General features: G+C 38.6%; 12 protein-coding genes. All 12 read right to left on the reverse strand.

Annotation, left to right across the window (positions count from 1 at the left end):
- Positions 1–9: 9 nt before the first annotated feature.
- The 12 genes from BLR27_RS09275 to nagA all read right to left on the reverse strand — a co-directional run bounded on the left by BLR27_RS09275 (position 10) and on the right by nagA (position 21250).
- Positions 10–1602, reverse strand: coding sequence for a sulfatase (locus BLR27_RS09275; RefSeq protein ID WP_090704124.1), 1593 nt, complete (start codon positions 1600–1602; stop codon positions 10–12).
- Positions 1603–1921: 319 nt separating this feature from the next.
- Complete coding sequence (locus BLR27_RS09280) at positions 1922–3538, reverse strand: SusD/RagB family nutrient-binding outer membrane lipoprotein (RefSeq protein WP_090704125.1); 1617 nt, start codon at positions 3536–3538, stop codon at positions 1922–1924.
- 38 nt (positions 3539–3576) lie between these two features.
- Positions 3577–6906, reverse strand: a complete 3330-nt coding sequence (locus BLR27_RS09285) for a SusC/RagA family TonB-linked outer membrane protein (RefSeq protein WP_221406319.1) — start codon at positions 6904–6906, stop codon at positions 3577–3579.
- A gap of 178 nt (positions 6907–7084) precedes the next feature.
- Positions 7085–8176, reverse strand: coding sequence for a FecR family protein (locus BLR27_RS09290; RefSeq protein ID WP_090704127.1), 1092 nt, complete (start codon positions 8174–8176; stop codon positions 7085–7087).
- 140 nt (positions 8177–8316) lie between these two features.
- On the reverse strand, positions 8317–8883 hold the full coding sequence (locus BLR27_RS09295; RefSeq protein WP_090704129.1) for an RNA polymerase sigma-70 factor: 567 nt from the start codon (positions 8881–8883) through the stop codon (positions 8317–8319).
- A 217-nt stretch (positions 8884–9100) separates the two neighbouring features.
- Entirely contained in the window at positions 9101–10303 is a 1203-nt protein-coding gene (uxuA, locus tag BLR27_RS09300; RefSeq protein ID WP_245704487.1) for a mannonate dehydratase, read from the reverse strand.
- Positions 10303–11118 (reverse strand): SDR family oxidoreductase, encoded by an 816-nt coding sequence (locus BLR27_RS09305; RefSeq protein WP_090704131.1) that lies wholly within the window; start codon positions 11116–11118, stop codon positions 10303–10305. Before BLR27_RS09305 ends, uxuA begins: the two co-directional genes overlap by 1 nt.
- Positions 11119–11256: 138 nt before the next feature.
- Positions 11257–14409, reverse strand: a complete 3153-nt coding sequence (locus BLR27_RS09310; RefSeq protein ID WP_090704133.1) for a heparinase II/III family protein — start codon at positions 14407–14409, stop codon at positions 11257–11259.
- 38 nt (positions 14410–14447) lie between these two features.
- Positions 14448–17708: a DUF4962 domain-containing protein gene (locus BLR27_RS09315; protein ID WP_090704135.1), complete on the reverse strand. Its 3261-nt coding sequence runs from the start codon at positions 17706–17708 to the stop codon at positions 14448–14450.
- Between the two features lie 131 nt (positions 17709–17839).
- On the reverse strand, positions 17840–19159 hold the full coding sequence (locus BLR27_RS09320; RefSeq protein WP_090704137.1) for a sugar MFS transporter: 1320 nt from the start codon (positions 19157–19159) through the stop codon (positions 17840–17842).
- A 117-nt stretch (positions 19160–19276) separates the two neighbouring features.
- Positions 19277–20032 carry a glucosamine-6-phosphate deaminase gene (locus BLR27_RS09325; RefSeq protein ID WP_090704139.1) on the reverse strand — a complete coding sequence of 252 codons (756 nt, stop codon included), beginning with the start codon at positions 20030–20032 and terminating at the stop codon, positions 19277–19279.
- A gap of 30 nt (positions 20033–20062) precedes the next feature.
- Positions 20063–21250: an N-acetylglucosamine-6-phosphate deacetylase gene (nagA, locus tag BLR27_RS09330; RefSeq protein WP_090704141.1), complete on the reverse strand. Its 1188-nt coding sequence runs from the start codon at positions 21248–21250 to the stop codon at positions 20063–20065.
- Between the last annotated feature and the right edge of the window lie 193 nt (positions 21251–21443).

Here is a 21443-nt window from a genome sequence, read left to right on the forward strand (position 1 = left end):
TTTAATTGATTAAAGTCCCCATTTCATATTTTTCAAGTCGGCTATTTTCACATAATCCTTCTTCCTGACATTTCCATCCTTGGTAATAGTGTATCCCTTCGGATCTTCATTTTTCCATTTTAATTCAGGCACCTGATCTAACAGCAATTTTCTATGTTCTTTAATAATATTTTTACTGGCTGGCCTGTAGGCGATGTTATCCCATTCATTTTTATCGGCATCATGGTCGTATAACTCTTCAAGATTAATGAATGGATAATAAATGTACCGGTATCTGTTTGTGCGGATGGTATATCCATCACCTGAATTTGCCCCACCTTCTTCATTCATAAAATAGGCTGTAAATGCAGGTTTATGAACAAAGCTCTTATTTTTCAGCATCGGGACAAGGCTTTCCCCATCACAATACTCAGGAATTTTTTCACCCGCCAATTCTGCTAAAGTAGGAAACATATCCATCATTGAAACAGGCACATTAGTGGAAGATCCCGGTTTAGAAACACCAGGAGCCATTATAAATAATGGTGCACGTGTAGAACGTTCCCAAAGAGTGAACTTTTCCCAGTTTTCTTTTTCACCCATGTGCATACCATGGTCAGACCATACAACCAAAATTGAATTATTTAAATATCCTGTTCTTTCCAGATCATCCAGTAATTTGCCGAGCATAGCATCTGTAAATGAGATGGTTGCCATATAGGCCTGAATAACTTTCTTAACCTGATCATTATCGGTAATAAACCTATGCAAAGGTCTTCTACCATGAATAAAAGCATCTTCCAGATCATCGGCTTTGACCTCGAGATCAGGAACAGACTGAAGGGGATACATATCGAAATATTTTTGAGGCACCTCCCATGGATCATGCGGCTTGGTTAATCCAACTGCTAAGAATAAGGGTTTATCATGTTTTTGTGAAAGTTCATGTTTCGCCCATTCTGCAATGTGAAAATCAGCCATATATTCGTCTCCCAAATTAATTGGGCCCCAGGTAAAATATTCGGGTTGTACGCCTTTGAAATTCTTAGGAGAAATAATTGATTCCGGAGCTCTTACCTGAAAAGGAATAGGCACTCTCAGACTTGGATAATAATAATCCCAGCCTTTTGCCTCTGATTGATTCAGCACAGCTCTGGGAGGAGATAAGGTATGATAGATCTTTCCGCCAGCCAACGTTTTGTATCCTTTCTCTTTAAAAAACTGCTCCATAGTCAGCAGGCCGTTTAATGCAGGAACTGCACGCCAATTCGGATGCTTCCACCCCGTTACTCCTGATCTTGCCGGACTTACTCCGGTCATAATAGCAACGCGCGAAGGTGCACATGCAGGAGATGGAATATGCGCATTGGTAAATGACATGGACAGTTTTTTTAATCTGTCAAAATTGGGAGTTTTTAGTCCGGGTAAACCTCCTAATTCCAATGGATTGATCCAGTCATTCAGATCATCAATAGAAATGAAAATTATATTGGGTTTTTTAGATTTACTTGCATCTGGATTACTTTGAGAGTATCCTTCATTTAAAGCAATAGAAATTATTGCTACGAAACATGCTATTGTTTTTAATGAATACCTGAGTTTATTGATAAAGTAATTTTTCATAAGCTATTTTACTGATAAATTTTAACACCCCAATAATTCTTTATTCAATTTATAATGCAATACTAAACGACCTCTTATCGGCCATCAAAAAGGCAAAATAATAGCTAAATAAAATTTAGAATATATGATTGTAAATTATAAAATTTAAAGTAATAAATTATTGTAATATTAATGAGCTATCATCTGATTATTGCCGTTTTCTTATAAATATGAAACTCCTTTAGCTAGAGGACTAATTTAATGTTATAGTCCTTTAATAAGGAAGGCCTTTGCTGGGTTCACAACAAAGGCCTTCATCAGCAGAATTATAATCTATTAATTATGGTTTATCCCACCAGATTCGTGTTAAGAACAGGTCGGGGCCCTGGGCTGTAATTGCAGCATTATAATTTACTGTATTCAATGCAGCTTCGGCATCAGGATAACGTAAGCGTCTTTGAATAATACCACCTGTTTCATTACCTGGGTAATTTGTAGGTATTAGGGCTGGATATCCGGTCCTACGCCAGTTAGCAAATGATTCAATATTATTCATCTGCCCAAACATTGTTACCCAAAACTGAGTATGGATCTGGCGCATCTGTTCTCCAAAAGTAGCTGTAGCATTATAAGGATTTGCAGCAAGATAATTTGCAGCTGCAGAAGATGGATTAGGAATAACCAAGCCTGCATTAGGGTAAAGTGATGTTGCCATTAAATGGGCAATAAATCCCTTCTCGTAATGCTCCTTTGCTGTTCCAGATCCCCAGCCACGTAAAGCAGCTTCTGCAAGAAGATATTCCACTTCGGCATAACTTTGAAAGGTTGTTGGGGCTTCCAGATGTGCAATGGTATTAATATTTACCTCTGAGAAATCTCTTTGCATATCTGCATTCCAATTTGGAATTAAAGTTGCAATTGTTGTATAATCATAATTTCCAGGAAGTCCCTTTTGCTTTGCAGGTTCTGAATTCACAGCAAGTTCTGAAATACTGATATTCCCCCTCCACAAAGTAGCGTAAAAAGGTAATCTTGGATCATTAGTGGCTTGCAGATAATCTATAAGAGTCTTATTTAGCTTGGAAAACCCACGGCCCTGTGCAGACGGTGGTACACCCTCTGCGGTTTGCAGCTGACGGGAATCCCAGTTCCAGTTAGTACCTGAAGCTGAAGTATGGGTAAGTTTAGCTATGTCTGAATTACTCTGCATTACACCACCGGCAATTGCTTTTTTGACCCATAATTCTGCTTTTGCAGGATCAACTTTGGTCATACGCATTCCCAGTCTGAGCATCAATGAATAAGCGAATGTTTTCCATTTTGCAGGAGTACCACCATAAACAAAATCAGCTGCTCCATAAGAAGGTTTAGTTGCATCCAAAGCCTTAGCTGATTCTTCAAGCTCCTTAAGCATATCTGCATAAATATCAGCCTGTTTGTCATACTTAGGCTTATAAATACCATTAAGTCCAGAGGCTGCCTCGGAGTATGGCATATCGCCGTACATATCAGTAACCCTGTGCAATATCTGTACTCTCCAGATTCTGGCGATATTATACTGATTGATCATATCGGCCTTACCTTTAGTCAGATTAATGATCTGTTGGGTTTCTTTCAGTTCAGTATTAAATGCAGTATTCCAAAGTCCATTATTGTAATCTGCTTTACCCTGATACAGATATTTTACTCCTGTCCATTGGAAAGCATTTAGAGATGAGAAATACTGGACAAAAGATCCTGCTTGTTTTGAATTAGGATAAAGTGTATTGCCGTCACCAACACCTGCATGCCTGACTATTGTAGCAGAAAATAAACTGCCAATTACAGGTTCTGTGAAAGCATTGGGATTCTTATTCATTTCTTCAAATCCCTTATCGCAGGCAGGCAAAATCAAAACCGCAAGGGTTCCAATTGCTAACAACCTGGAGTTGAATTTTCTTTTTATGTAGTTTATCATGATAATTTCAATTTGATTAATAATTGCTGATCTGTTGATTAGAATTTCACCAAAAGGTTTAGACCAAAACTTCTTGTTGGGGGCACTCCGAAATTTTCCAGTCCGTAAGAACTTCCGCTTATGCTGTAACTGGATTCAGGATCAACGTTTGGTGTCTGATTATAGATCATCCAAAGGTTTCGTGCTACCAATGACAAGTTTGCTGATTGGAAAGGAGTTTTAGCTATCAATTTTTGTGGCAGTGTATATCCAAATGTCAACTGACGCAACTTGATAAAATCAGCATCATAAACAAACTCATCTGTGATTGAATAGGCAATTCCCTGGAAATAATCCTGTGCAGAAAGCAATTTCGTAAATGGGGCACCATTTTGGTCAACACCTTTTACAGTAACACCTGATTCTCTGACCCCACTTTCAACGGTACGTTTATCTAATCCAAACCTGGTTCCGTAAGCATTAGTAGATGTGTAGATCTTGGCTCCGAATTTTCCGTCTAAAAGGAAGCCCATAGAGAAGGCTTTATATCTGAAACTATTTGTCAGACCTAAAGTCAATGGAGGAACTCCCCTGCCCAATGGCATAATAGTGCTTTGAATAGGCAAGCCGCTTGCGTTATTGTAAACCTTGTTCCCGCTGGCATCCTCCTTAATTTTAAAACCGGCAATCATACCGTAGGGTTGGCCTTCGTAGTGATTAACACGTGCATTCTGAGTTCTTGGCTGACCACCTGTAAGGCTTGTCAGACCTTCAGCAATCTTGACAACAGTATTCTCATTATATGCCATATTAAAACTCAGGTCCCAGTTCAGACCGCTTGTTGATCTTACCGGTGCTCCGGTTAATAATAATTCTACACCACGATTACGCATTTCCCCAACATTTAAACTTACAGCACTGTATCCAGAGGTAGTTGGAATAGTGGCACTTACAATGTCATTTGTGGTTGTTTTTTCATATATAGTCAGATCTGCTCCAATACGATTGTTTAAGGCCCTAATTTCAATTCCAGCTTCAGCAGTTGTTGAAGTAAAAGGCTTTAATGGATTAGGTATTGTGGTTCCCGTAATTGTCATTAATGGTTGACCCAAATGGGAAATTGCTCCTGCCGAATATAAGAGATCAAGTCCGTATGGACCCGGCATACCACCACCTACTTCAGCCCAGGATGTACGGATCTTACCATAATCCAACCATGAAGGTTTAGAACTCATCGCATCCGAGAAAACAAAACTTAGTCCAACAGATGGATAAAGCACACTATTACTTGATGGAGACAGAGTTGAAAACCAGTCCTGACGTGCTGACATATTCAAATACAGGTAACTATTAAAACCAACATCTACTGAACCAAAAAGTGAATTAATAGCTGATTCTCCGAAACTGTCTGTAAAACTCTGACTTGCACCATTACTTATAAAATAATTGAAAGGTACATTTAGGTTACCACTGCTTAGGCCTCCTGACCTATTTTGAGTATACATTTGATTACCTCCGGCTATAGCATTTACCGAAAACTTACCGAAAGTTTTATCAAAACCAATTAACCCTTCTAAGTTGGTTTCATAGCCATTAATTCTACTAGTACTGTAAGTTCCAAAATTATTGTATTGCTGCCCTGTAGGTACTATACTCCAGCCATTCGTATTGAAGTAATCAATTCCCACCCTCGCTCTGGCATATAGAAAATCAGAAATATTATAGCGGGTACTGAATGAACCTATAAATCTGCGGCGCTCATCTTCATTCTTTACCTTATTTACAGCAAAATATGGGTTGGTAACAAATGGATCATCGGCCCATGGTACTTCGAACTGATTCGCATCATAGCCCGGGTCTAATGTGCGAACATCCAGACTTGTAGCCATAACACCCACAGATGCATTTGGATTACTTGTGAAATCAGCAATAGCAGTTCGGTTCTTATTTAATTCAATATTGTATTGAGCACTGCCTTCGAAAACAATCTTTTTTGACAAATTCGCATTTGCACTTAAATTGAAAGTATTCCGGTTAATTCCTGAATTAGGAATTATCCCATCATTTTTCATATCTGAAACAGAAAAACGAAAATTAGCATTTTCAGTTCCGCCATTTAATGCAATGGTATTTGAAAAGGTGGCACCTGTATTATAAAAATTTTTGTTATTATCTTTTTGAGCACTGTATGGACGTAATACTCCATCAAGTTGTATAACTGGTGTTCCGTCTAATTTCGCCCCCCATGAAGTTCTTCCCATAACCCGGGCTGAAGATGCCGAGGTAGGTTTAAGTCCCCTATCACCTGAACCATATTCATATTGCCAATCTGGTATAGAAAGCACATTTTCCAATGTGTAAGTCGAGTTGAACTCAACACCAAGGCCTTTTTGAGCTGACCCTGATTTAGTAGTGATCAAAATAACCCCATTTGCTGCTCTTGAACCATATAAGGCTGCAGCTGGTCCGCCTTTTAAAACTGAAAGCGTTTCAATATCATCTGGATTAATACTAATCAGGCCATCTCCACCATCTTTTCCTCCGAATGTTCCTGGTGTGCCATTGTTGGAATTATTTATAGGTACACCGTTCACAACATATAAAGGTTGATTATCGCCACTTAAAGATCCATTACCCCTGATAATAACACGGCTGGATCCACCTGGCCCGGTTGCTGTACTACTTGCATTTACCCCTGCAATTTTACCAGACAAAGCATTTCCAAGGTTATTTTCCCTCGCCTGGGTGAATGAATCACCCTTTACTTCAGTAAGTGAATAGGCCAGAGCTTTTTTATCTCTTGTAATTCCTAAAGCCGTAACAACTACCTCGCTCAACGATTGAAGATCTTCAACCATAACAACATTTATTGATACGCGTCCGTTAACTGCGACTTCCTGACTTATAAAACCAATGTAGCTGAATACCAGAACTGAATTATCCGGAAAATCAAATGAATAATTTCCATTTGCATCGGTAGAGGTACCTATAGTACTTCCTTTTACTTTAATGCTTAATCCTGGTAAAGTTTGACCTTTAGAGTCGGTTACCTGTCCTTTGATAACATCTTTAGGTTCTGCTTCGCGTAAAGCTAAAGCTACCACTTTAACTACAACAACATTATCTACTACCTCAAATGTTAATGGCTGCTTTTGCAATACCTGGCTCATTACGTTCTCGATGGTTCCGTCACTGGTAATGACATTAATTTTCTGATCCAGATTTACCTGATCCAGGCGATAGAAAATAGAATATTTACTATTTTTCTCGATCTGTTTAAACATTTGTTTAACAGTAGTATTGGTCTCATTAAAATTGAAGGATTGAGAATGAACTTCGGCACGAAGCTGGAAGATTGCTGCCAAAGTAAAAAATGCTATTAATTTCATAGCCCGGATGGTTTTTCGCCGTACTTGACGGACGAATTCTGTGTTTTGATAAAGAATTTTCATAGTTTTGATTGTTTTAGTTAATACTGGCTTCCCAAAGTATAGTGTATTAGCTACTGCTAATGATCCGGAAGTGTTAGCGCACTTCCGGTTATTTTTAATCTGATTTCTCCTTATTTCATAGGCTTTTATTATTAAGGTTATCACTCCTGCGGATGGTTATTACTCTCCCAATTTTATCATATTCTAAATCTGTAGTTTCTTTCATTATTTTCAATGCTTTTTCAACACTGTCAATGTTTTTAAAACTTCCGGTATATTCATAATTTCTAAGATTATTATCTTTCAAAACTATATCTACATCATACCTTCTTTCCATAATCTTTATTATTTCCTGGAAAGACTTTCCTTCAAATACCAGTAAATCTTCTGCCCAGCCAGCATATTCTTCCACTTGGGAAGGAGTCAGTTTCTGAACCTTGACCTCAACGATATCGGAGAATTCATTATCGGAAAGATTCTGAACTGCTTCTCCTGAAGCATAATTCAACTTGAAAACCTGCTGTTTTTTGACTGAAATTTTCTGTGGTTTATTTGAATCAATAGTTAATTTTCCTTCAATCTGAACCTCTCCTTCAACAACCATGGTTTCAAAAGACAGATCATCTGAATAGGCTTTAACATTAAATATCGTACCGATATCCCTGATTGTATAATTATCAGTATGGACAATAAATGGAACATCCCCCTTTGCTATATCAAAATAGGCTTCACCATTCAAATGAACAGTTCTTGACTTTTTACCAAAGTCAATATTATATTTCAGGGTACTTCCGGCGTTTACCGAAACTTTTGTCCCATCGGGTAAAACAAGCTTTCTTACCAATCCTTTGGGAACTTTAATTTCAGTTAAGGATATTTCTGTTATTTGTTTGCTTTTAAACTGTGTTTCATTAATAAAATAAAGTGAAACAGCAGACAGGATGACAAAGGCAGCAGCAATTGAGAGTTTTCTCCAGTTCATCCGCTTAAGGATGCCTGTACCTGAATCTCTAACATTCGATTTGCGGATAAATTCTGTATATGCCTTCTCTGAATCAATATAGCCTATCTTATAATGTAAAGACTGCTGCCATGATTCATATACCTGTATATAAAATTCTTCATGAATTTCACTTGTACTGATTAAATATTTAGCCAGGGCAACTTCTTCATCGTTAGCCTGCCTTGTTACATACTTAGTAATTAAAACTTTGTCGATTTCTTTCATGCTTCTTGGTTTAAAGACAACTATTTACAGCTATACCCCCAATACATATTAAATTATTGTTAAGATTTTATTATTATTTCTTTAGGAAGATATGCACCATGCAAACTATGCAGTAATAAGAAAGTACTGACACTGGAAAATTACAGAAACATTAAAATAAGAATACTGATAGCATACCCAAGACTTCTTCTAAGCTTTTCTATAGCTATTGTAATGTGTCTTTCAACTGTATTCTGAGAGATATTTAGTCTTTCGGCAATTTCTTTATTTTTCAGATATTCAAACCGGCTCATCTCAAATACAAGTTTGCACTTTTCAGGAAGAGTATCTATTGCCTTTCTGATCTGCTCGGCAAGTTCTTTTTCATGGTAAGGGTTGGTATCATGCTCAGGGATCTCATCAAGAAGCTTGTTCCTGAGCATATAACTTACATATTCATTCTCAATTCGCTGATGCTTTATATAGTTCATGCATTTATTCTGAACCATTTTATATAAATATGCTGTTACTGAAGTTGTGAAAGAAAATGTTCCTCTCTTCTCCCAAAGGAAGGTTAATGATTCGGAGGCAATTTCTTTAGAGACGTCTATATCATTTAAAAACTTATTCGCGTAAAAAGTAAGCTTTACATAATGAGTTTTGAATAATAATTCAAATTCTTTTACATTAACATCCCAATAATTAAAATCTGAATTATTATGATTCATTCTTCAAAAAATAAGGCAATTCCCATGAGTTAAAGTAGTTCCCTTAATGCCTAATATATAATTAATCAATCATTCGCAGAATCTTTTTGATCAAAAACGATCTAATTGTCCTTTTATCAGGATTTCTCAAAAAAAACTCCGGTAATTACCAGGAATACCGGAGAGCAGCTTATATAACTATATTAAATACAGTTATATAAGCTATAAGTACAGAATTTTAATCTTGATTCAGGCTTTTTATTATACCATATTCCAATCCCCTTAACTCCGCCAATCCTCTAAGACGACCAATAGCAGAATAACCTGGATTGGTTTTCTTTTTGAGATCATCAAGCATCTGATGCCCGTGATCAGGGCGCATTGGAATAGAAATATTTCTGGATTGGGAGATCTTCACCAATTGTTTCACCACACTATACATATCCACATCGCCATCCAGATGATTGTCTTCGTAAAAATCACCCAATTCATTCCTGCGGGTACTTCTAAGATGAACAAAATTGATCCGATCGGCAAATTGCTCTACCATGGCAGGAAGATCATTGTCAGGACGAACACCAAACGATCCGGTGCAAAAGCAAAGACCATTTGAAAGTGAAGGGACAGCATCGGTAAGTGCAGCAAAATCGGCTGCTGTACTAACTACTCTGGGAAGCCCCAGAATAGCATAAGGCGGATCATCAGGATGGATCACCATCTTAACGCCGCATTCATCTGCCACAGGTATGATCTCTTTCAGGAAGAAAATCAGGTTTTTTCTTAGCTGACCTGCATCAACACCCTGATAAGTATCCAATGCTTGTTGAAATTGAACAATTGTAAAACTTTCTTCACTTCCGGGCAAACCTGCAATTACATTACGGGTTAGCAATTGTTTTTCCTCATCAGACATTTCGCTGAATCGCTTATTTGCACGGGCAATTTCTTCAGAAGAATAATCTTTCTCAGCCTCCGGACGCTTCAATATAAACAGATCGAAGGCCATAAAGGCAGCCTTTTCAAATCGAAGTGCCTTTGATCCGTCTTCAACTTTATAAGCAAGGTCAGTACGGGTCCAGTCCAGAACAGGCATAAAATTATACGTAATGATCTTTATACCACAGGATGCTAAATTCCTTATACTTTGCTTGTAGTTTTCAATATACTTTTGAAAATCCCCTTTTTGAGTTTTGATATTTTCATGAACCGGAACGCTTTCTACCACACTCCAGATCATTCCTGCATCAGCAACCTCTGATCTTCTCTTTTCTATTTCCTCAATCGGCCATACTTCTCCGTTTGGTATATGATGTAAGGCTGTAACTATACCTGAACAACCAGCCTGAAAAATATCAGATAGGCTTACAGGGTCATTCGGGCCATACCAGCGCATGGTTTGCTGCATTCCGTATGGACCAGTGATATTACTATTTGTGCTCATTAAACTCCTCCAAAGATTGAAAATCCACCATCTACACAGATCATTGATCCGGTTACGAACTTAGAGGCATCACTTAATAACCATACCAGGGCACCCTGCAATTCATCCGGATGACCGAATCTCTTGAACGGGGTATTCCTAATTACCTTTTCACCACGTTCCGTAAATGTCCCATCAGGTTTAGTCAGCAGATTTCTATTCTGTTCTGTAAGAAAAAAGCCCGGTGCAAGTGCATTCATCCTTATACGATCGCCATACCTGTTAGCAAGTTCTACCGCAAACCATTGATTATAACAATCTACTGCTGCCTTACCCATATTATATCCCAAAACACGAGTAATTGCACGTTTTGAATTCATGGATGAAATATTGACGATACTTCCTCTTTCTGCTGTCTGAACAATAGCTTCTCCAAATATCTGAGATGGGATCAATGTTCCCCAGGTATTCAGATCCATTACTTTCTTCATACCATCCAGATTCATTTTAAAAATGTCCTGATCAGGCATTAAAACTCCCTCCGGCTGATTACCTCCTGCACCATTCACTAAACCATCGATCCTTCCAAAGGTATCCAGAACTTTGTTCTTTGCATCGATTAGCTGAGCTTCATCCATAGCATCAGCAATAAGAGCAATAGCACGACCACCATTCTTATTTATTGCATCTGCACGTTCGTTTGCAACATCTTTATTTCTTCCCAAAATACCTACAGCACCACCAGATTTGACAATTCCATTGATAAATGAATTACCCAGGATGCCGGTGCCTCCTGTAACGACTATTACTTTATTATTTAATGAGAATTCTTCCATATTTATTCTGTTATCTGTTGTCTGCTATCTGTTGTCTGTTATTTGTTGTCTGTTGTCTGTTGTCTGATGTCTGTTGTCTGATGTCTGATGTCTGAGGGATGATGTCTGTTGTCTGATAACTGTTAACAGATAACAAAATCAGTTTACCTTAATCACTCCCTCTCCTGCCTGAACGTCTATTGAAATCTGTTTTTTTGCACTATCATATGTAAAATTACGAACAGACTTGCCATTTAGCAAGACTGATCCGGGTTTTCTGGCAGATGAAATGCTCAATTTAGCAGCAGATCCGGCTGCATACATTATTCCCTCAGCAGAAATTTCAAAACTTAGCGGAATAGTTGAGCTCATTGCTTGTGATCCATTTTTACTTTTAAAAGAGGTAGCAAGTGCAATAAAGGTTCTTTCATTTGACCAGGTGATTGCCGCAGCATCGGTTTCCATTCCATCTACCTGATAAATCTTACCTGGTTTGGTGCTGAATGCAAACTTTTTGCCGGAGGTAACTCCGCTAACAAATCCATCTCCTTCTTCTGTAATTACTTCAGATACCCCATCACTACCCTCAGTAGTCAATAGGTTAGCCATTACCAGCGGCTGTCTGTTCTTTGTATTTGCAGAGATAGTCAGCATTCCTTCTTTTTTCAAATGACGTTCACGCTGAAGCGTATACAAATAATGAGGAGTTTCAACAGCATGGGTTTCTACAGCTTTCGGTGCCAGATGCATCACATTAAGAGTTACTCCCTTTTTGGTAATATTTGAAACATCTTTTCCGGCTTTTATATGTTCCAGCTCTGCTGTCTGATACAGAAGCGTAACTTTCGCATCTTTTTCTGATGGAACAGCGGTATCAAGCATCAATAGTGTTCTTGGTTTTATGAAAAGCACATTTCTGCTTAAGTCCTTCACTTTATCGAAATATAACTTTCCAATATTTCCTGAAGAGAAAGCGGCATCCTTACCATCCAGAAAATTAGCGATGTAGGCATGATCATTAAAACCAGGCGCATGATAAAGGTGATCACCTGTACGCTGACTTTGTTCATTATCATTTATCAGAACGGTTGAATGACCAACAGGCTGAATTAAATTTGATTGATAGATCGGATCATCGTAATAGGTAGAATTCTTCAAATGACGTTCCTCAATAAAAATAACGCCTTTATCGGCAAGCCAGAAACTTCCCTGATCCAGGTGCTGGTGATTGTAAAATGCACCGGAGCGCATTACAAAAGAAAAATCATCTTTCTCCCATCCACTCTTGAATACAGTAGTACCAACTTCACGGAATACTTTAACCGGGTTTTCATCAAATGGAGAATCCTGAGGAATACCTTTCAAATTGAAAATTACATCTTCATATGTTTCAGCTGTTTTCATGAAATTATAGAACCAGCTCAGTCGCGGCTCTCTCCTCTTTTCAAGCAGGAAGCTCCAGAAAGTTGCAGGCACCATTGAGCCATTCGAATCTCCGTATTCAAACCACATTTTATCTTTGATCAATCCACCCCAGATAAATTCATTATAACTTCCTACCAGTGGGGCAGTCAAATCTACTTTAAACACGTTATCAAGAGATGGCAGACTGTAAGCCATATTAGAAAATGAATAATTATTATATCCATAGCCCTCACCCCATGCACCATCTTTTTGGTCGACAACGCGATTAATAAATTTGTAATATTTGATAATTCCACCTGTAAAGTAAGGTTCCAGATTTTCTGTATCAGGTCCATCAGCGTATACCGCGGCCATATTCATTAATGAACCTCCCATTATCATTGCAAGCCAGTTTGAAGTAGCAGCGGTAATATCATCATTATACACATAGGTACGATGAGCGCCATCAACGATATTAGCCATGATCGCTTTGCGGATCAATTTACTTTCTTCAGCACTCATCAGATCATACGTAAGGTCGTACGCCTCTGCAACACGATGTGCCCAGCTACCGGTTCGGTGCTCACTGTAACGACCACGGTTTGTTTGCCATGGGTGAGTCCAGTTTGGCCATCCAGCCAACTTAACCAATACATCTTTTACATATGTGCCTGCTTCACGATCTCCATGAAAAGCATAAGCTCTTGCATTTAAACGAAGTGCCTCTCCTGTGTTATAGATTTTATCACCCCATGCAGACCATGTGGGAAGCCAGTTCTCTTTTGGAAACTGGTCCAGATCAAAGATCAACCCATTAACCGGGATCTTATCCCGTTGAATTTTTGCATTCTTCTTAATATCATCAAATACCTTCGCAAATTCAGGTTGTTTGATTTTTGCATCGAGTAATTTCTTTTCATCAGCGTCAAACATCAGGCGGGGATGTTTTCCTGCCATATTCTTAGGCGCAATGTGAATGGTAAATTCTGTGGAAGCAATATTTCCTGAAGCATTCAATGCATTTAGCCTGCCTATGTACAGTCCTTCAGGAAATGCCAGCTTTAATGGTTTAATGCTCCAGTCAGAACCATTTTTTATAAGATCAGCCTTGTAGAAAGATTTCGCCTGATCTGTAAATGAAAGAATCTCCATGCTTACTCTTTTAGCATCCAGAGGCCACTGTCCACTCAGCACAAAATTGTCACCTGCATAATAGTGCTTCTTTGGTATATACTGAGCATATTCAGGAAGCTTATACATTTCCGGAGTATTGAAACGGAATGCCGTTTCACGGGATGCAGAAAAAGAGATATCGTCAATACCGAAGTAGATCGGCATTGCCGGATCTGCATCAGGAAATTTGCTTATAAAAGCTAAGGCATAGATCTTTACCTTCTGCTTTCCGGCAATTTTAGGATTCTCTGCCACCAGATCATTAAAACTAAGGCTGGCAGTAACCCATTTATTTCTTTCCGGATTATTGATAGTGTACTCTAATTTACCATACTCACCTGCTGCGAAACGTACTTTATAGAATTCTGAAGGTGTATTGGACTTGAGGTAATATCTGAAACTGAGTTTAGCACCAGGCATCAGATACATATCCAGAAGTTTTTGTGCTCCTGCATAGGCATCTACATTGGTATAGGCAGTAACTTTTTGAACAACCGAAATATTCGGGTCACCCGGCATCATTTCATTAGGCCTAAACTCCTGATTATAAGCAATATCCTGCCAGTGGGGATAGGATGCCCATGCTCCAAGTTCCCGATCCTCAAAATTTTCTGTGTAGGTCCATGGTTCGAGCACAACATTAGGGTTTGATGAAACAGGCGCAGCTATCTGAGCACTTACAGTTGGAGCAGAAAAAATTGCTGCTGCAGTCAATAGGTATAATATGTTTTTCATCAGAATTGGATTATATTAAAATAATTTTGCTTTATATATTATTTCAGTTTCACATTCATTTCAGTTCTGCCCTTTGGGACCTTCAAACTAAGCATTTTTGTCTGATCATTATATGACCAGTCGCGCAGAACCTGGCCGTTCGAAAGAACAGATAACGGCTTTTTTATAATTGATAATGACAATTTTCCTGCATCTTCCGACTGAAGTTCCAGGGATATTTCTTTCGTAGAAATTGCAATTGCAGCAGTTATTGAATTAGTTGATGAAACTGAAAGACCATGGCCGATAAATGAGGCTCCCTCAAAATAAACTTTAGTTAAAGCTCCAGATCGGTCAATAGATGCTGTAAAATGCTTTGAGTCTGTTGTAAAACCGTTTGCAATTCCATTTGCTGAAGCACCATTTCTAAAAAATCCATAAGATGACTCCTCTCCATGATCAATTCTTGCCCCGATCCACCCATCTGCTTCAATTTTAGTAGTTACCGGTCTCTGAGAATAATTCCCGGAGACAGGTTTTGCCTCCGGCAGCAAAACAGCGAAGAAGTTGGCTTCATTCAGATCAGGTTTACTAACCAGCGTTAGAAAACTTTCTGCAAATTTTTTATCTGCTCTATCGCGGATACTTGCTGAGCCAAGATCTGCAGCATAAGAGAATAAAGCAAGGTTATCATTAGACCGCTCTGAAATTCCTGAAGATATGATATCCATGGTTAGTCTTGCATTGGGCCTATCAATGGTTACACGATTATCTTTATAAGCTATGGAACGCTTATTTCCTTCATTTTGCGGAGCATGGAACAACCAATTATAGATATGTCCCCCGGTTTTACTTTTCACCTGATCAAATAAAAATACCGGGCCGGTCTTTGTATAAAGGAGTGTACGTGAATATTTCTCAAGCTTATCCTTGTAAACGGAGCTAAGATCACTTTCCACAGCGTCAGCGATCTTTCCAGCAAAGCTATGAGTCATAGTTGGCCAGGTTTTCAGTGCTGCAATTCCATTATCATAATGAGCAGGAGCCTGACTTTCAGGGTCATGATCAATCAGCATAACATTATGGGCAATTGCCTGTACATCGTAGCTCAAAAATTCAAGGTTTGCATAATATCCTAAAGCGCCAATACCTGGATCTGTCAGTAATTCTTCACCATTGGTCATGATCTGGAAGCTTCCCTGATCATAATGAGCATGGTTATTATTAGGACCTACTCGTGTAGTAATTATGGTGGAGGCATCATCCCAGCCATTTCTCATTACCATTCCCTGAGCAGAAAAAATTTTCGAAGGTGTTAAAGTTTCTCTTTTCAAAGGAGTTATATCATCTCTGAACCATAAATAGCCCAGGTATCCCCCCTTTCCTGATTCCCAGAAAGGTTTTACGAAATTATATAAATAAGGATTCTTAGTTCGGTTTACAAACCACCAGGAATGAATCTGATCAAAGCCTGAGTAACTCCTTCCTCCATCTCCATAACTTTGAATGAGACCACTGGAATGCATTGCTTGAATCGGATATTTGTAAAAATTCCGGACATTGGTAGTAGTTGAATAATCCACGCCGAAATTCCGTTCAAATGTGGCAAGGATCTCAACAATATCTCTGGTAGCCATATCCATGTAACCGCTTTTAGGTTCAGCATAGCTGCCATCCTCATAATAAGTCCGATCAATGAATTCCCTGGATTTGGTAAGAATGCCTGAAAGGTAAGGCTCCAGAGTAGGGTTATCAGGATCATCACCATAAATTGCCGTTGCAGCCATTCCCATACCGCCAACAATAACCGCTATATGATTAGTCTGGTTTGATGGCATACGATTCATTTCTACCATATCTCTGTGAAACATCTTCAGACCTTTTTCCATGATGGCATTCCGAACAAAAGACCGTTCTGAATCTGAAAGCAGATCATACAACATGTCATAGCCATAAGCAACCGGCTTAATCGTATAACCTACCGGGTAGTAGGTCCAGAACTTGCGTTCCAGCATCCAGTCTGCATTCCATTTTTTAAAAGAACATAACTTTAAAAGCGCTTTTTTTGCCTGTTCACCGGCCGCTTTATCTCCGGTAAAAGCATACCGAAAACTGCCTTCCTCTATCACAGTGCCCAGGGTACTGTTGGGGTTATTCCATAAGGCATAATTGCTAAAACCTACTGAATTCATAGAATATGGTCCGCCAACCAGATTCTCTGCTGTACGATCTATTCCTTCCCTAATGGCATCTACATTAACCTTCATGAAAGCGGTTTCTTCAAGTACATGGTCAAGAATACGTTTGGCTACCGGCGACTTTTCATTAGCTAGTCGGTTTTTGAGTTCTTCCTTGTTAAAATACAAGCGAGGATGAGCATTTACTTTATTCCCAGGCATCAGAAAACGGAAAGACTGACTGATCTGTGCACCCTGATTATCGATTCCTTTAACTCTGATCTCCCATTGTCCGCGGGCATCCTTCTCAGAGAATTTATAGATCGATTCATTTTGCCAATTATTTTCACTTAGAGTGAAAGGAATATTGTCTTTCACCACTTTCCCGCGACTATCTATCAGGCTGGCATTAACCTGTTTAAGGTTCAGATTGCCTTCAGTTGAAGTTTTCAAACTGATCATATCACCGTAAAAGTAATGCTTGTTCAAAACAGAGACGTTGAACATCTCGAAAACAGTAGCTTCAGGAACTAAAGGAACAAAACGGGTATCACGTTCACCATTGATCTGGAAATCATCCATTAAAATGGTATAGGTATACAAATAGTTTTTTACCGGATAGGTTCCTTCAACAGTAATCACCTGTATATGCTCATCAGCATGAAGAGGCTGACCTTTAAGGCTGAAGGAGGATAAAGGAAGATCAATTTCGATCCAGGTATTTGCCTGAGGTTTACTGATCTTATGCAGGAAGCGGCGGCCGTCGAAAGTTCCAAGTGATAAGTCCAGAGACTCCGCATTCCGGTCGCTTTGGAAATAGATCGCTGCCTTAACTCTGGTATCAGGAACAGTATAAAGATTAAGGCGCTTAGTAAATCCCTGATAAAGTTCATTGGTATCATGAGCCTTCAATGGTCTTGCCAGAGCGTATTTACTGTTTTTATACGTTGGGGTTTTACTGGCAAAGTAAAGTGCGTCAAAAGCTATATCCTGAGCATATGGATACGCTTCCCAGCCGAAAAGTTCACCAGTTTCGAAATCGTTGTATACTGTATAAGGAACCCTGCTTCCTGAATTCTGAGCATTTGCATAATTGCTGAAAATAAAACATGCCAAAACCCAGAAAAGTGTCCTGTTCTTCATCCTTTTATTTCTTGTTTAAGCTCCTTTAATCTTTGTACTCATCCCGAAAGGCTAAATTTCGATTTGTTTATTACGGGTACGTTACCTTTGACAATGCAAAATTCATTGATGAATACTTTATTCCTATTAAATTATGACTTCCAGCTTCTTAAACGGTAACCTCTGAATGCATAAAATACCAGGTACATATAGCATGGGAACAATACCCAATAAGCATCTCTGGCGTTGAAAATATCAACAAAATATCCATAGACCATTGGCAATATGGCGTTACCGGCTAATCCCATAACCATTAACGAAGCTCCAATTTTTGTGAATCTTCCCAAACCATCCAATGCAAGGGGCCAGATACCAGCCCAAACCAGTGAATTAGCAAGCCCTAGCATAACTACGAACCATAAAGAAATGTCATTAGTATGTCCCAGGAAACTAACCTGACCTTTAGCATATATAATGAGCAATGTCAAAATAATACCTAAGATCGTGCTCACCCGAAGGGCAGTTAACTGACTGAAAAATTTAGGAATAAAAACGATACCGATTAAATAGGCGCAGATCTGTGCGGTAAGTGTGTAAGATGGGAACACTTTGGCTTCAATCAAGTTCAGGTTCATTGTTCCTGCATAACTGATCACGGTATCAATTGAAATAACCTGAGTTCCAACATGCAGGAAAATTGCAAAAGCACCTAAGATCAAATGAGGAAACTGTGTAATACTGGTTTTAGAGGAGTTAGCCTGTGCAACTTCATCACTTTCATGCTCTGTATCGATCTCTGGAAGCGGAGAAAACCGGATAAACAAGCCAATAAGAAAAAGAAAAGTACCTACGCATGCATAGGGTACAATTACTCTTTGAATAAGTTCATGAAATACAACATCTTTCTCTGCCTGAGACATTGTAGAGATATTATCAAGCATTGCACTATCTGTTGCTTTGAAAATAACTGCAGCAAATAATAGAGGAGCAAGAATACCTGCACCTTTATTACAGATCCCCATGATGCTGAAACGTTGAGCAGCACGTTCTTTAGGGCCAAGGATTGTGATATATGGATTTGCTGCTGTTTGCAATAAAGCCAGTCCGGCACCTATAGAGAATAATCCAAGCAGGAATAGCTCATAGGTCATTGTAATTGCCGCAGGCACGAACAAAAAAGCACCTGTTGACATAACCCAGAAACCGATCATCATTCCTTTCTTAAATCCTACATTTTTTAATAAATAGGAAGCCGGAACTGAGAAGATCAAATAAGAAATATAAAATGCAAAGGTTACCAGATAAGACTGAACATGAGAAAGTTCAAATGAAATCTTAAAATAAGGAATCAGAATCGCGTTTATCCAGGAGGTAAATCCAAACATAAAAAACATAAATGCAATGATCAGCATACCTGTTAAGGTATCACGCTGACTTAAAGAACCTGCTGTTACGGTGGTGTTTTTACTCATATTTAATTTTATTATGTCTGGGGATTAATTTTATACCGGGTTAATAAATTTATGTTTTTAGAATAAACAAATACACTAATTTTAAATCCTGATCAATATATCTCAATTGAATATTTCTTACAAATCCGATGCACTATCTTCATCAATAAACAGTATTGCATGATCATGTTTCCTAAGGATCGTTGAAGGATATAATTCACTGATATCACTATTCAGGGTATGGTAAATTGCATTGGCTTTAAACTTACCCGGCACGATGGCATAAGCGAAAGTTGATTTGAACAATGCCGGCATAGTAATAGTAAGAGCATGGGTAGGAACATCATCAATGCTTGCAAAACATCCATCATTAACCTGCTGAGTACGGCAATCCTGATCAAGATCTACAACCTTTACGATCTCTGGATCATTAAAATCAGCCACATGCGGATCATTAAAGGCCAGATGAGTATTCTCCCCTATCCCCAGGCATACGATATCAGTAGGATATTTAATAAGCAGGTCGGAATAACGCTTGCATTCATCCTGAATATTGACAGCATTACCATTCAGATAATGTACCTCGCGGCAGTTCACCTTACTGAATAATCTATCCTTTAGAAAATTTCCAAATCCTTGTGGTGCATCCGGATGCAGGCCAACATATTCATCCATGTGAAAGGCATTGATCCTGTTCCATTCAATATTTTTGTTGAGCAATTCTGCTAAAAACTCATTTTGTGAAGGAGCTGAAGCAAAAATGATATTGATATATTCCTTTGTTTTTAACAATTCAGAGATTTTCGCTGTAAGAATTTCAGCAGCCGCAGCACCTAATTCCGGTCTTCCACTATATATTTTTACGTTTAATTTATCTTTATTGATCTCTCTCATAACTGGTAATATGTAATTTCTGTAATTGTATTAATTTTCTTTATTGTAAATAACTCTTCCCTGAACTATGGTTGTACTAACATTAATATTCCCATCGAAAATAACAATGTCGGCATCTTTACCTGTGATCAAAGATCCTTTAGTTGAACCCAAACCTAAAATATTGGCCGGAGTCTGAGAAGCCATCTTTACAGCTTCCAGCAAAGGCACATCAGCCATATTAATCATCGTCCTAACTAAACGGTCGCAAGTGGCCACACTTCCGGCAAAAGAAGAACGATCTGGAAGTTTAGCCACCCCGTCTTCAACAATCACTTTCAATCCATTATGCTTACTACCGAGAATACTATCTCCGGGAGGCATCCCAGCAGAACGCATCGAATCGGTGATTAAGGCAATACGATCAGGCCCTTTAATTTTATAGATCAGCTTTAATAAAGGTGCAGGCAGGTGTACTCCATCAGCAATAATCTCTACATCCATCTCATCTAGCAGATAGGCAGTTTCAATCACTCCGGCATATCTGAAACACTCTCTGCGTGAAACCCCCGACATAGCAGAATAAAAATGCGTTGCCAGGGTATAGCCAGCCTCAAATGCAACTAATGCTTCTTCATAGATCGCATCGGTATGTGCCATAGCAACCAGAATACCTTTGGAGCGTAAATGGTTTCCAAATTCGATTGCACCTTTTAATTCGGGAGCAGCACTCCATCTTTTTATATCAGAAGACCTGGAAAGAATATCCATATATTCCTTTGGATCAGGATTACGGATATATCGGGGATCCTGAGCACCTCGCTGACTTAATGCAAAATATGGTCCCTCAAGATGCATTCCCAGAAACTGAGCGCCTTTTTTATTGTTTTTATCAGCTTGTTTGTATAATTCAAGTGTATTATAAAGCTCGTCCAGTTCACTGGTCAATGTAGTAGGCATCAAACCTGTTGTTCCATACATTGCATGTGTTTCAGCGATTTTCAAAAATGCCTCTTCAGAGCCATCCATAAAATCATGACCACCACCACCATGAACGTGAATATCAATAAATCCGGGAGCTATATATTGACCTTTAGCATCTATTTCAATAGCATCGGCAACATCTATATTCCCCTCAGTTACCTCTTTTATTTTTCCATCCACCACTATTACCGTTCCTTCAATGATACGATAAGGCGTTAAAATTTTACCGTTGTGTATTTTTAGAATTCTTTCCATACTTTTTTCAGCCCGTTATAACGATCCCCTAAAATAGAAAAATAACAGGTTTTAGTCTATTTAATGTTGATGAATTATTTGAAATTAATGTAAAACCCCAGGTTTGAAATTAATAAACCTCGAGCTCATATATTTATGACCCCGATTAGTTTGAATGTCCTATCCGTCTCTAAAATATTTTAATCTCAAAAGG

The organism is Daejeonella rubra, assembly GCF_900103545.1.
Taxonomy (GTDB): Bacteria; Bacteroidota; Bacteroidia; order Sphingobacteriales; family Sphingobacteriaceae; genus Daejeonella; species Daejeonella rubra.